The 13,101-nt window shown below is 71.8% G+C and carries 11 protein-coding genes; 6 read left to right on the plus strand and 5 right to left on the minus strand.

Annotated features, from left to right (window positions below):
- Positions 1-121: 121 nt before the first annotated feature.
- Both xerD and QZ607_RS20795 read right to left on the minus strand, forming a co-directional pair.
- Positions 122-1,048 carry a site-specific tyrosine recombinase XerD gene (xerD, locus tag QZ607_RS20790; protein WP_295886652.1) on the minus strand — a complete coding sequence of 309 codons (927 nt, stop codon included), beginning with the start codon at positions 1,046-1,048 and terminating at the stop codon, positions 122-124.
- On the minus strand, positions 1,045-1,572 hold the full coding sequence (locus tag QZ607_RS20795) for a methylated-DNA--[protein]-cysteine S-methyltransferase (RefSeq protein WP_295886653.1): 528 nt from the start codon (positions 1,570-1,572) through the stop codon (positions 1,045-1,047). Before QZ607_RS20795 ends, xerD begins: the two co-directional genes overlap by 4 nt.
- A 94-nt stretch (positions 1,573-1,666) precedes the next feature.
- Here QZ607_RS20795 and QZ607_RS20800 point away from each other — a divergent pair, with 94 nt between their 5' ends.
- Complete coding sequence (locus QZ607_RS20800) at positions 1,667-2,155, plus strand: YcgN family cysteine cluster protein (protein WP_295886656.1); 489 nt, start codon at positions 1,667-1,669, stop codon at positions 2,153-2,155.
- Between the two features lie 36 nt (positions 2,156-2,191).
- Positions 2,192-2,809: a nucleoside triphosphate pyrophosphatase gene (locus tag QZ607_RS20805; RefSeq protein WP_295886659.1), complete on the plus strand. Its 618-nt coding sequence runs from the start codon at positions 2,192-2,194 to the stop codon at positions 2,807-2,809.
- Between the two features lie 169 nt (positions 2,810-2,978).
- Here QZ607_RS20805 and QZ607_RS20810 read toward each other — a convergent pair whose 3' ends face one another.
- The 3 genes from QZ607_RS20810 to QZ607_RS20820 are packed head-to-tail and all read right to left on the minus strand — an operon-like array spanning position 2,979 to position 5,582.
- A complete protein-coding gene (locus tag QZ607_RS20810) occupies positions 2,979-3,989 on the minus strand; it encodes a S49 family peptidase (protein WP_295886661.1) in 1,011 nt (336 codons plus the stop codon).
- Entirely contained in the window at positions 3,986-4,663 is a 678-nt protein-coding gene (locus QZ607_RS20815) for an HAD-IA family hydrolase (RefSeq protein WP_295886664.1), read from the minus strand. Before QZ607_RS20815 ends, QZ607_RS20810 begins: the two co-directional genes overlap by 4 nt.
- Positions 4,653-5,582, minus strand: a complete 930-nt coding sequence (locus tag QZ607_RS20820; RefSeq protein ID WP_295886771.1) for an RluA family pseudouridine synthase — start codon at positions 5,580-5,582, stop codon at positions 4,653-4,655. Before QZ607_RS20820 ends, QZ607_RS20815 begins: the two co-directional genes overlap by 11 nt.
- Positions 5,583-6,355: 773 nt before the next feature.
- On the opposite strand from QZ607_RS20820, the gene rne reads away from it, so the two are divergent.
- The 4 genes from rne (at position 6,356) to QZ607_RS20840 (ending at position 13,080) form a co-directional block, all read left to right on the plus strand.
- Positions 6,356-9,583, plus strand: coding sequence for a ribonuclease E (gene rne, locus QZ607_RS20825; RefSeq protein WP_295886666.1), 3,228 nt, complete (start codon positions 6,356-6,358; stop codon positions 9,581-9,583).
- A 236-nt stretch (positions 9,584-9,819) separates the two neighbouring features.
- Positions 9,820-11,118, plus strand: a complete 1,299-nt coding sequence (locus tag QZ607_RS20830; RefSeq protein WP_295886669.1) for a sulfotransferase — start codon at positions 9,820-9,822, stop codon at positions 11,116-11,118.
- The gene (locus tag QZ607_RS20835; RefSeq protein ID WP_295886671.1) at positions 11,112-12,293 is read left to right on the plus strand and encodes a glycosyltransferase; all 1,182 of its coding nucleotides are present in this window, start codon (positions 11,112-11,114) and stop codon (positions 12,291-12,293) included. Before QZ607_RS20830 ends, QZ607_RS20835 begins: the two co-directional genes overlap by 7 nt.
- Complete coding sequence (locus tag QZ607_RS20840; protein WP_295886674.1) at positions 12,280-13,080, plus strand: polysaccharide deacetylase family protein; 801 nt, start codon at positions 12,280-12,282, stop codon at positions 13,078-13,080. The genes QZ607_RS20835 and QZ607_RS20840 overlap by 14 nt, the downstream gene beginning before the upstream one ends.
- The last annotated feature ends 21 nt before the right edge of the window (positions 13,081-13,101 follow it).

Here is a 13,101-nt window from a genome sequence, read left to right on the forward strand (position 1 = left end):
TTTTGCGACAACAACATTCCTCAACGCCCCGCCCGACGGCGCCGTTGCTGGGGAGGCTCGGTCATGCTTCAGGGCTGGCAACACCCTCGCAGCCGCCCATCCGCCGTGCGGTACCGCGCCCTCAGCCACGGGGATGGTGGCGCGCGTGCAGTTGCTTGAGCCGCTCCCGGGCCACGTGGGTGTAGATCTGGGTGGTGGACAGGTCGCTGTGCCCGAGCAGCATCTGCACCACCCGCAGGTCCGCGCCATGGTTCAGCAGATGCGTCGCGAAGGCGTGGCGCAGTGTATGCGGCGACAGCGGCTTGACGATGCCGGCGGCGACGGCGTAGCGCTTGATCAACTGCCAGAAGGCCTGCCGGGTCATGCAGTCGCTGCGGGCGGTGGGGAACAGGTACTCACTGCGTCGCCCGCCCAGGATGGCGGCCCGACTGCCGCGCGCATACTCGGCGAGCCAGGCAGTGGCCTCCTCCCCCAGCGGCACCAGCCGCTCCTTGTCGCCCTTGCCGCTGATGCGCACCACGCCCTGGCTCAGATTCACCGCCTGCGGGCGCAGCTGAACCAGCTCGGTCACGCGCAGGCCCCCGGCGTAGAGCACCTCCAGCATGGTGCGGTCACGGTGGCCGCGGGGGTCCTCGGTGTCCGGCGCCGCGAGCAGGCGCTCCACCTCTGCCTCCGTCAGGGTCTTGGGCAGCGGCCGGCCGAGCCTGGGGGCGTCCACACGGGCGGACGGGTCCGCCTCGATGCGGCCCACCCGCAGCAGGTGGCCGTAGAACTGGCGCAGACAGGACAACAGCCGCGCCGTGGACCTGGGCTTGCGGCCCTGCTGGGAGAGGCATGCCAGATAATCGAGCAGGTCCACGCGCTCGGCCTCGCAGGGGCTGCGCCCGCGCTCGGCGGCGAGCCAGCGCAGGAAGGCGGTGAGGTCGGAGCGGTAGGCCGCCAGCGTGTTGTCGCTCAGGCCCCGCTCCAGCCACAGGGCGTCGGTGAAGCCCTCCACCAGCTCAAGCTCGATGGCGTCGCCCGCATTGTCGTGGCGCCTTGCGCTCATGGCGTGAGCCGCGGCCCCTGCCCTTCATGTGCCAGGAGCAGGCGCTTGATGGCGAGCAGGCGGCCGTCGAGATCGCCGGCGAAGCCGCCCAGCCCGTGCCGGGCCACCACCCGGTGGCAGGGCACCACCAACGGGCAGGGATTGGCGCGGCAGGCACCGCCCACGGCCCGGGCCGATGAGCCGAGCGCCGCGGCGAGCTCGCCGTAGGTGCGGGTGGCAGCGGGCGGGATGGCGGCGATGGCCTGCCACACCCGCTGCTGAAACGGCGTGCCCGCGAGCCGCACGGGCAGGTCGATGGCCTGGCCCGGATCCCGGAAATAGACAGCGAAGGCCGCCGCGAGCCACGGCGGCGCCATGGGGGCCTCCAGGTCGTCTGCGGCGAGCACGACGCGGGTCAGCGCGCCGGCGTCCCGGGCGCCGCGCCAGTGCAGCGCAAGGCGCCCGATGGGCGTATCCAGTGCAGTGACGGACAGGGCGGCCGCAGCGTCCGGCAGGGCCTGCGCGGGGTCGGCATCCAGGGGCATGGTGACCTCCATCGGCGGTGAGCGCAGCGCCCCGTTATACTGGCCCCGAGCCCGATGCGCCATACGCCGCCGCTGCGACACGCGAGACCCGCCGATGACTCGACCAACAGCAGACGCGACGCCCGCCCCAGCGGCCGCCGACACCCCGGACAGGGCGCCTTTCTGGAAGACCACGGCGCTTGCCGACATGTCCGCGGCGCAATGGGAGTCCCTGTGTGACGGCTGCGGCAAGTGTTGCCTGGAGAAGTACGAGGACGCGGACACGGGCGCCATCCACTACACCAATGTCGCCTGCCGGCTGCTGGACTGCCACGCCTGCCGTTGCACCGACTATGCGCACCGCGCCGCCCGGGTGTCGGACTGCATCACGCTGACGCCCGCGCACCTGCAAGACCCCGGCTGGCTGCCGGAGACCTGTGCCTACCGCCGCCTGGCCGAGGGCCGCCCGCTGCCCGCCTGGCACCACCTGCGCTCGGGCGACCCCGAGGCCGTGCACCGCGCCGGCGCCAGCGCCCGGGGCTGGATCGTCCCCGAGCACGAGGTCACGGACCCGCTGCTGCACCTCATCGACGGCGTGCGCTGAGCGCCGCCGCCCGAGCCCCCACCTGCACACCTGACCATGATCACGCCACAGCTCGTCCTTGCCTCCACCTCCCCCTTCCGCCGTGAGCTCCTGGCGCGGCTCGGGCTGCCGTTCGAGGCCGCCGCACCGGACGTGGACGAAACCCCGTTGCCCGGCGAGGACGCGGAGCGCCTCGTGGTGCGCCTGGCCGAGGCCAAGGCACGGGCCGTCGCCGCGCAGTATCCGCACGCGCTCATCATCGGCTCCGATCAGGTGGCGGGGCTCGACGGCGCGCCGGCGGATGAGATTCTGGGCAAGCCCGGCAGCCGTGCCCGGGCCATCGAGCAGCTCACCCGCGCCAGCGGGCGCAGGGTGGTGTTCCGCACCGGGCTCTGTCTGCTGCGGGCCGAAGACGGCATGACGCAGACCGCCTGTGAGCTGTTCCAGGTGCACTTCCGCCGCCTCACCGCCGCGCAGATCGCCGCCTATGTGGACCGCGAGCAGCCCTTCGGCTGCGCCGGCAGCTTCAAGTCCGAGGGGCTCGGCATCACGCTCTTCGAGCGTCTGACGGGCGCCGATCCCAACGCGCTCGTCGGCCTGCCGCTCATCCGGCTGGTGGACATGCTGGCGGCGGCGGGCGTGGACGTGCTGACCGCACCGCGTCACCTAGGCTGATTCAGAGCGCCCAGCTGCACTCCGCCCCGGAGCCCCAAGCTTCGCTCGGCCCCCTGGGGACGCCGAGTTCCACTCGGCGAGCGACGAACGCAGCCCCAGCCTGACTCACTCCCGGCCGTACGCCCAGCGCAGCGGTCCGACCAGCAAACCGCCCCGCATCGCCGCCCCGTCAGCGCAGCATCGGCAGCTGCTGCCATGCGCCGATCTCCACCAGGCCCCGCGCCAGCGACGCGCCGAAGCGCTCGGTGAGGCGCTCCAGCAGGGTGCGCTCGGTGCTGTACTTGACGATCTCCTCGACGCCGACCAGCTCCCGGGCGACATAGCTGCTGGAGCCGATGCCGTCGCTGAGGCCCAGCGCCACGCTCTCCTGCCCGGTCCAGAAGAGCCCGCTGAAGAGCTCGTCGCCACCCGTGAGGCGATCGCCGCGGCCCGTCTTCACGGCGTCGATGAACTGGACATGGATGTTGTCGAGCAGCCCCTGCAGGAAGGCCCGGTCCCGCTCCGGGAGCGGCGAGAAGGGATCGAGCATGGCCTTGCGGTCGCCGGCGGTGAGGAGCCGCCGCTGGATGCCCAGCTCCTCCATGGCCTGCTGGAAGCCGAAGCCGTCCAGGCGCACGCCAATGGAGCCCACCAGGGTCGCCTCGTCCACATAGATCTCGTCGGCGGCGGCGGCGATGTAGTAGGCGCCCGAGGCGCAGGCGTCCACGCCCACGGCGTAGACCTTCTTGTCCGGGTATTCCTCGCGCAGCCGGCGGATCTCGTCGAAGACATAGCCCGCCTGCACCGGGCTGCCGCCCGGGCTGTTGATGCGCAGGATCACCGCCTTGGCGTGGTCCGCCTCGAAGGCCTTGCGCAGCGCGGTGATGATGCGATCCGCGCTGGCGTCGGTCTCGGGCGCGATGAGGCCGTTCACCTCGATCAGCGCCGTGTGCTCCAAGCCGGCGCTCAGGGACTCGCCGAGGCCGTCGGCATAATAGGTGGCCACCAGCAGCAGCAGATAGGCCAGGATGCCCATGCGGAAGATCACGCCCCAGCGCCGGGTGCGGCGCTGCTCGCGCAGGAACTCCGCGGCCATGCGGTTGATGAGTGCCCGCTCCCACTCGGGATCATCCGGTGACGGCATATGCTCGTCCCGGCTCGGGTCGCGCGGTTTCCAGAACTTGAGAAAGTCGAGCTTCATGGGGTGTCGTCGTCTTGTGTGGCGGCGGCCGCGGCGAGCCAGCCGGGCAGTGCGTCGATGGCGGAGAGGCAGGCGAGCGGTGCGAGCGCCAGCAGCCGCTCCGGGGCATGGGCGCCGTAACAGACGGCGAGCGCCTCCACGCCCGCGTTCTTCGCGGTGAGCAGATCGTACTCGGTGTCGCCGATCATCAGCGCCCGGGAGGCATGGACGCCAAGCTCGTCCAGCAGTTCCAGCAGCATTTGCGGATGCGGCTTGGAGAAGGTCTCATCCGCCGAGCGGGTGGCGTGGAAGTGCGGCTCGAGGCCGCTCTCTGCCAGGGCCCGGTTGAGCCCGATGCGGCTCTTACCCGTGGCCACGGCCAGCAGATAGCCCGCCGACCGCAGCTCCGCCACCACCTCGGCGGCACCGGCGAAGAGCGGCGTGGGCGTATCGTCCAGCTCCAGGTAGTGCGCCCGGTAGTGCTCGATGAGCCGGGCGCGCAGGGCCTCGTCGGCATCCGGCGCCAGCTCCGCCACCGCGTGCGAGAGACCAAGGCCGATGACATTGCGCGCGGCGGCCGCGGGCGGCGGCACCAGGCCGAGCTCGCGAAAGGCTGCCTGCATGCTGGCGACGATGCGCGCCGCCGAGTCCATCAGGGTCCCGTCCCAGTCGAACACCAAGAGCTCATAACGCACGGCTCTGCTCCTCTGCACGTTGCATCACCGCGGCCAGGGCCTCCGGCAGCGGTGCGGTGACGGTGATGGGGGCCGCGTCCTCCCGCGCGCGGAAGCCGAGCTCCGCGGCGTGCAGGAACAGGCGCTCCAGGCCCAGCGCCCGCGCTTGTGCCCGATGCTCCGGGCGACCGTACTTGTCGTCGCCCGCCACGGGTGCACCGATGGCGGCGGCATGCACGCGGATCTGGTGCGTGCGCCCGGTGTGCAGGTCCACGTCCACCAGCGTCATGCCGCCGTAGGCTGCCACCCGGCGGAACACCGTGAGCGCCGGCTTGCCCGTGGCCGCGTCCACCCGGACCATGCGCTCTCCGCCCTGGAGCTGGTTCTTGGCGAGCGGCAGGTCCACCCGCTGCAGCGGACCCGCAAGCGGCCCCAGCAGCAGGGCCCGATAGCGCTTGGCGACGGCCCCCGCGCGCAGCTGTGCATGCAGGAAGCGCAGCGCGCTGCGCCGCTTGGCGACCATGAGACAACCGGAGGTCTCCCGGTCGAGCCGATGCACCAGCTCCAGCGTCAGCTCCGGGCGCCCCGCCCGCAGCGCCTCGATGACGCCGTGCGCCACACCGCTGCCGCCGTGCACGGCGACGCCGGCGGGCTTGTCCAGCACCAGCAGCCGCGAATCCTCGTACAGGATGCGCTCCGCCAGGGCTGCGGTGAGCCCGGCCGGCACTGGACGCTCGGCGTCTCGGGTGGGCGTGCGCACCGGCGGGATGCGCACGTCGTCACCCGCCTGAAGTCGCTGCTGCGGCTTCACGCGCCCCTTGTTGACGCGCACTTCGCCGCGGCGCAGCAGGCGGTAGACCAGCGCCCGCGGCACGCCCCTGAGCTCCGCCAGCAGGAAGTTGTCGACGCGCTGGCCCGCCGCCTCCGCCGAGACGCGCACATGACGGACGCCCTGTGCGCGCTCCTGTGGCTGTCGCTGCGCACGCCGGGCGCTCGGATCGGTCAATTGCTGACCCTCTGAAACCTTGCTAACCTTAGGAACTTATGCCAGCCCGTCCGGGGTGGGCAGTGTGGCCGCTTGTCGGCGCGCCTGAGCGATATTTCGATCCGATGCTGAGGCCTGCTACGTCGGCTCGATGCTTCGACCCGGCAGCCAGGGCCATGCGGCGGGTCCGTATGTGTGGCCCATGCCGGCACCGGACCCCGAGTACGAGGGCTCTCCTGAGGCTGCACCGGGCCTGAACCGGGCCTGAACCGGGCCTGAACCGGGCCTGAACCGGGACTGAACCGGGGACAGCATAGGGGAAGGCGGCCAACAGACGGCGCCCTTTCGGACCATCGGGCCGCCCATGGTACATCGGCGGCCCATTGCGGCCCACCTTGTGTTGCCTTGTGGGGCGCAGCTGTGGACGCCGGGCGCCGCCCGCGCTGCCGGCGAGCGGGCTGTAACGAACAACGATTTGCCGGGCACCGACGCCGTCGGTGCCCGAACCTGCGACCCGGCCCCTCCCAGCCGGGCGCACATTGAACACAGGCGCGTGCCCGACGCTTGCCTGCCGCCGACCACCGACGCACTGCGCGCTGCGGCGGCTGCATACTTCGGGCCCGTCGGCATGGGGAGCCGACTGCGAGCGGGTCACCGGCAGCCGGCCGTCGAGGCCGGCCCGGCCTACGGCATCACGCCGCGCGCCACGGCCAGAGTGCGCAGACAACATGAAGAGAATGCTGATCAACGCAACGCAGCCGGAAGAGCTGCGCGTTGCGATCGTGGACGGGCAGAAGCTATTCAACCTCGACATCGAAAGCCCCGGACGGGAACAGAAAAAAGCCAACATCTACAAGGGCACCATCACCCGCGTCGAGCCGAGTCTGGAGGCGGCCTTCGTCGACTACGGCTCGGAGCGCCACGGCTTCCTGCCGCTGAAGGAAATCTCCCGGGCCTACTTCGAGCAGGAGCTGAAGCCCGGCAGCAAGGCCAGCATCAAGGAGCTCATCAAAGAGGGCCGTGAGGTCGTCGTCCAGATCGACAAGGAGGAGCGCGGCAACAAGGGCGCCGCACTCACCACCTTCGTCTCGCTCGCCGGGCGCTACCTGGTGCTGATGCCGAACAACCCCCGCGCCGGCGGCGTCTCCCGGCGCATCGACGGCGCCGACCGCTCGGAGCTGCGCGAGGCCCTGAGCCAGCTCGAAATCCCCGAGGACATGGGGCTCATCGTGCGCACCGCGGGGGTCGGCAAGAACGCCGAAGAGCTGCAGTGGGATCTCGACTATCTGCTGCAGCTCTGGGACGCCATCAAGACCTCCAGCGAGAGTCGCAAGGCGCCCTTCCTGATCTATCAGGAAAGCGACATCATCATCCGCAGCATCCGCGACCACCTGCGCGCGGATATCGGCGAGATCGTCATCGACAGCCAGGCGATGTACCGCCGCGCGGAAGAGTTCATCCAGCAGGTGATGCCGCACAACGAAAAGAAGCTGCGCCTGTACCAGGACGAGGTGCCGCTGTTCACCCGCTACCAGATCGAGAGCCAGATCGAGTCCGCCTTCCAGCGCGAGGTGCGCCTGCCCTCCGGCGGTGCCCTGGTGATCGACCACACGGAGGCGCTGACCTCCATCGATATCAACTCGGCCCGCGCCACCAAGGGCGCCGACATCGAAGAGACGGCGCTCAACACCAACCTGGAGGCCGCCGACGAGATCGCCCGGCAGCTGCGCCTGCGCGACCTGGGCGGGCTCTTCGTCATCGACTTCATCGACATGACGCCCGCCAAGCACCAGCGCGAGGTGGAGAATCGCCTGCGCGAGGCGCTGAAGCAGGACCGCGCCCGGGTGCAGGTGGCGCGCATCTCCCGCTTCGGGCTGCTGGAGATGTCGCGCCAGCGCCTGCGGCCGTCGCTGGGCGAGTCGAGCCAGCACGTCTGCCCGCGCTGTAAGGGCCAAGGCACCATCCGCGGCGTCGAGTCCCTGGCCCTGTCGGTGCTGCGCATCATCGAAGAAGAGGCGATGAAGGACAGCACGGCGCGCATCCTCGCCCAGCTGCCGGTGGACGTCGCCGCCTTCCTGCTGAACGAGAAGCGGCGCAAGATCCTTGAGATCGAGCAACGCCATGACGTCGGCGTGGTCCTGATCCCGAACAAGCACCTGGACACGCCGGATTATTCCATCGAGCGCGTCCGCGTCCAGGACGCCGAGCGCCGCAGCGAGGACGAGCCCAGCTACACCCTGGCCAACGTCCCCGAGCAGGCGCTGCCGGCGTTCGCCGCCGTCCGTGGGGACGTGAAGCCGGAGGAGCCTGCGGTGAAGGGCGTCAAGCCGACGGCGCCGGTGCCGCAGCGCCCGCGCGCCGCGCAGCCGCCCGTACCTGAGCGCGCGGACGACCTGGAGGCGCAGCACCAGGAGAGCATGCTGAAGAAGATCTGGGGCATGCTCTTCGCGCCCCCCGGTGACGACGATGCGCGGGAGCCTCAAGCGGCGGCCGACACGGCGGCAGCGCCGGCGCCGCATGCAGCCCAAGCAGACGACAGGCGCGCGGAGCGCACGCAACGCCCGGGCGACGACGCCAGCGACGGCAAGCCGCCGCAGCGCAAGCCCCGCGGCCAGCGCCGCGACGACACCGGCCAGCAGCGCCGCAGCAAGCCGAAGGCGGATGCAAAGCCGGACGCCAGAGCCGATGTGGGGGCCACGGACCAGGGGGCGGAGGAGCCCGATCAGCAGCGCCAAAACCGCACCCGCCGCAGCCAGGGCGGAGCCCGCAGCGACGACGGCGAGCGTCAGCGCAGCTCGCGGCGCAGCAGCCGCGGCGGTCGCTCGCGCCGCGGTGGCGGCCAGCGCGAGCAAGGCGACGGCGCCAAGGCCGAGGCGCGGGACGACCAGTCGGCGGCGACTCCGGACGCCACCACAGATGCGGCGCCGGACACGGCTCAGGCCAAGCCACCAAGGCACGAGCAAGCGCAGCCGGACAAGCCACAGGCGCCCGGGCGACAGCTCATGACCCGCACCGATACCCTGCCCATGGCCATGCCGCAGCAGTCGGGGACCACCTCCGATGCCGACGGCGACGCCGATGCCGGGGGCCGAACGGACGCCGACGCTGTCAGCAGCCCGGACACCGGCACCACGGAGGCCGGCAAGAACGGGGAGGATGAGCAGACCGGCAGCCGCAGCCGCTCCAGCAGGCGGCGGCGCGGCGGGCGGCGCCGGCGCAGCAGCAGCGCCCGCGAGGGCGAGGCGGCAGCGGACGGCAGCGGCCAGCAGAGCGGCGCCGAGGCCGCCGACCAGGTGCCACCCGCCCAGGCGCCCGCCACGCCGCCAGCCCCGGCGGGCGACGCCGCGACCACGGGCAACGGCGGGGTGAGCGCCCACGGCGCAGTCGACCAGCCCCGGCACGACACCACCTCGCGTGCCGCTGAGCCCACAGCATCCGGGAGCGCGCAGGCTGCGAACAACGCCGCGGACGCGCCGCCACCCCGGGCGCAGGCGACAGCCCCCTTGGCAGCACCGAAACCCGAGCCGGCGGCGGAAGCTCCGGTCGCCGCAGGCCCCGCGGTTGACGGCGGCAAGAGCACGCCGGCAGCCCACGCATCGAGCGACTTGCCACCCGCCGCGGATGCCGCCCCACCGCAGCGCCCGCGCAAGGGCAACGGCGCGACGGCACCGGATGCTGCCCAAGCGCCGCCGGGTGGCTCGGCGCCGCCCCCTGCCGCCGGGGCGCCGGCGGCGGCAGCAGGCGGCGACGCGGTGGCTGACGGCAGCAGCCGCCCGAAGCCCAATGGCAGCACCCAGCCCACACCGCCATCGGCCGGGGCCCCCACCGGGTCTGCGGAGGCGGCCACGCAGGACAGCGGACCCACCACCCCGCCGCCGGCCGAGTCGCCAGCCCGCGAGGAGCCCGCGCCAGCCACCGGCGCGGCAGCCGAGGGTAAGCAGCCCGGGCCCGGCTGACCCCTCCACGTGCGGCGCCGATGGCGTGCCCGGCGCCGCACGGGCCATAACGACCAGCCGACGGCGGGACGACCCCGAGCAATTTCGGTTTGGACTGCGGCTGCGGTACCATGGCGGGCCGACGTGGGGGCGCCCGGCGCGCCGGCTGCTGTCAGCATCGCAAAGCCATCCCACAGGCCGGTTCCACCAGCCTACCGAAGCCCACCAGACAGGCCCGCCAAACGCGTAACCAGCAGATGCTCCGTCTGTTCCTCATCAGCACCCTGCGCTTCGCCGGCATCGCCGGCGGCGCGCTGTTGCGCTCGCCGGACGGCCTGAGCCCCGTGCGTCCGCGGCGGGTACTGGTGATGCTCGGCTTCCTGCCCGTCTTCGCCGTGGCGCAGGCCATTCACTGGCTCGGCTTTCTACTGGACGAGATCTTTTTCCGCGGCTATCGCCGGGTGGCCATCCGCGAGCCCCTGTTCGTGCTGGGCGTCCCGCGCAGCGGCACCACCAACCTGCACGCGGTGCTTGCGCAGGACCCGCAGCTCACCACCTTTTCCACTTGGGAGTGCCTGTTCGCCCCGTCGGTAACACAGCGCGTTTTCTGGCGGGCCCTCGGGCGGCTGGATGCCCGGCTCGGCGGCCCCCTGCGCCGCCTGCTGAGCCTGGTGGAGCGGCGCTTCTTCGCCGCCCTGGACGATGTCCACGCCATGAGCCTGGACACGCCGGAGGAGGACTACTTCGCGCTGCTGCCGGTGCTGAGCTGTTTCATCCTCGCCCTGCCGTTCCCGCACGCGGCGCACCTCTGGCGCATGGGCACCTTCGATCGCGACATGCCGGCGGCGGAGCGCGAGCGACTCCTCGCCTTCTACGCCGATGCACTGCGCCGCCACCTCTATGTGCACGGGCCGGACAAGCGCCTGCTCTCCAAGAACGCCGCCTTCGCGTCCCTGGCCGGCAGCCTGGCGGCGCAGTTCCCGGATGCCCGGTTCCTGGTCTGTCTGCGCGACCCGGTGCAGACGGTGCCCTCACAGCTGAGCTCCATCCGCGCCGGCCTCGCCTTCTTCGGCGTGCCCGAGGACAGTGCGCCCATCCGCGAGCGCTTCGTCGACCAGCTGGCCTTCTACTACGAAAACCTGAACGCGCTGGCCAGAACCGGCGCACCGACACGCACCGTCGTCAAAACGCTGCCGCAGCTGAAGCACGACCTGGCCGGCGCCGTACGCGACGCCTACAGCCGCCTCGGTCTGCCGCTGACGCCGGACTTCGCCACCGCCCTGGAGGCGGCCGCCGCACCCGCACGCGCCTACCGCAGCGGTCATCGCTATGCGCTTGCCGACTTCGGCCTGGACGCTGACAGCATCGTCCAGCGCTTCGCCGGCGCCTACACCGAGGCGGGTTCCGGCGACACCACGGCCGTCGCAGCACGGAACAGCCCCGGGCCCGGCGATGCGCAGACGGCATCGCCAGAGCCGGCCGGGGCGCCAGCCGGGGCCGCGGCATCCACGACCATGCACCTGCGCGGGCAGGCAGCCGGAGCCTCGCGATGCTGAACCCCTCGCCGGACAGCGACGCCGTCAAGTCCGCGGCCGATGCGAGCGCCGCCGGGCTGGACGGCAGCGGGCTGCGCATCGCCATCGTCTCGGACGCGGCCCCTGAGCGCAACGGCGTCGGCGCCTATTACCGGGACCTCGCCGAGCACCTGAAGGCGGTCGGCGCGCGGGTGGACCTGATCTCTCCGCGCTTCCGCGCCGGCCACTGGTACGGCGGCCTGCCGCTGCCCCTGCCGGGCGATCCCACCCAGCGCTTCGTGCTGCCGTCCGTGCCGCTGGTGATGCGGCGCATGGGCCGGCTGCGCCCGGATGTGGTGATCGTGCCCACGCCCGGGCCCTTCGGCATGCTCGGTCTGGTGCTGGCCAAACGCTGGCACGCGCGGCTGGTGGTGGGCTTCCACACCCATTTCGAGCGCCTGGCGGAGCTGAACGATGACTGGGTACTGCGCGGCAAGGTGGCACAGGCCTATCTGAACACCTGCAACCGTGCCCTGTTCCACGAGGGCTCGCTGGTGCTCGCCAACTCCGACGAGATGCTGGACATCGCCCGCGGCATCGGCGCCAAGCGTGTCGGACTCATGGGCACCCCTATTCCCAAGGCCTTCCTGGACACGCCGCCGCAGCCGCTGGGCGCCGGCGTACGCCGCGTGCTCTTCGCCGGCCGTCTCGCACCAGAGAAGAATCTCGGCGCCGTGGTGGACGCCGCCGCCGCGCTGCCGGACATGCAGTTCCAGGTCGCCGGCGACGGCCCGCTGCGGCAATGGCTGCTGGAGCAGGCGGAAGACCTGCCGAACCTGCACTACGTGGGCTGGGTGAAGCGCCAGCAGATCATGCCCCTCATCGACGGTGCCGATGCCCTGGTGCTGCCGTCCACGGTGGAGTCCTTCGGCACCATCGCCCTGGAGGCCATGGCGCGGGCGCGGCTGGTGGTGGTGTCCTCGCAGTGCGGCATCCTGAGCTGGGAGACGCTGAAGCGCGGACTCTTTCAGATCCACGCCAACGAGACCCTGGGCGACACCCTGGCACGGGTGCGGGCCCTGGACCACGCCATCCTGGAGCGCAAGGCGGACATCGCCCGCGAGGCCGCCCGCGAGCTGAACGACCGCAACCTGCGCCACTGGCTGCACGTCCTGCGCGACCCAGACCCCGCCGGCACGGACGATGTCTCCGTCTGAGCCCCTGCACAGGCACGCGGCGACCATGGCGCTGGTGTCGCTGCACGATCTGATGCCCGCCACCATGCCGGCGGTGCGCCGCACCCTGGACCTGCTGGAGCGCCACCAGGTGCACCCCGTGACCCTGCTGGTGGTCCCTGGCACTGGATGGGACGCCTCCGGGATCGAGGAGCTGCGGGCATTTCAGCGCGCGGGCCATGTGCTGGCGGGCCACGGCTGGCGGCACCAGGCAGAGCACATCCGCGGTCTCCGTCACCGCCTGCACAGCCTGTTCCTGTCGCGCAACGTGGCGGAGCATCTGGCGCTGGACGCGGATGGCATCCTGGCGCTCATGCATCGCTGCCGGGACTGGTTCGAGGCGCATGACCTGGCACCACCCAACCTCTATGTGCCGCCGGCCTGGGCGCTCGGCCCCATCAGCACGGCGGCCCTGCAGCACGCCCGGCTGTTCCGACAGGTGGAGGTCTTCTCGGGCGTGCTCGACACGGCAAGCGGACGGCTCGCCAAGGCACCGGTGCTGGGCTACGAGGCGGACGCGGCCCTGCGGGTCCCCGTGCTGCGCCTCTGGAATGCCCTGGGGCGACGGCGGGCGACGGCCGCGGGTGCCCTGCGCATCGGCATTCATCCCGGCGACATCGACCACCCACTGGGCGCGGACTTGGTTGCCGATCTCAAGCGCTATCGCCGCTTTGCGGACTACAGCGCGCTGCGGGACAGCAGCGCGGGCGGGTCGGAGGCAGCGCGCATCACCCCCTCAGCCGAGCACACACCCGAGCACACACCCTGAAGCCCGCCAGTGCACAGCCAC

Source organism: uncultured Thiohalocapsa sp., from assembly GCF_913063425.1.
Taxonomy (GTDB): domain Bacteria; phylum Pseudomonadota; class Gammaproteobacteria; order Chromatiales; family Chromatiaceae; genus Thiohalocapsa.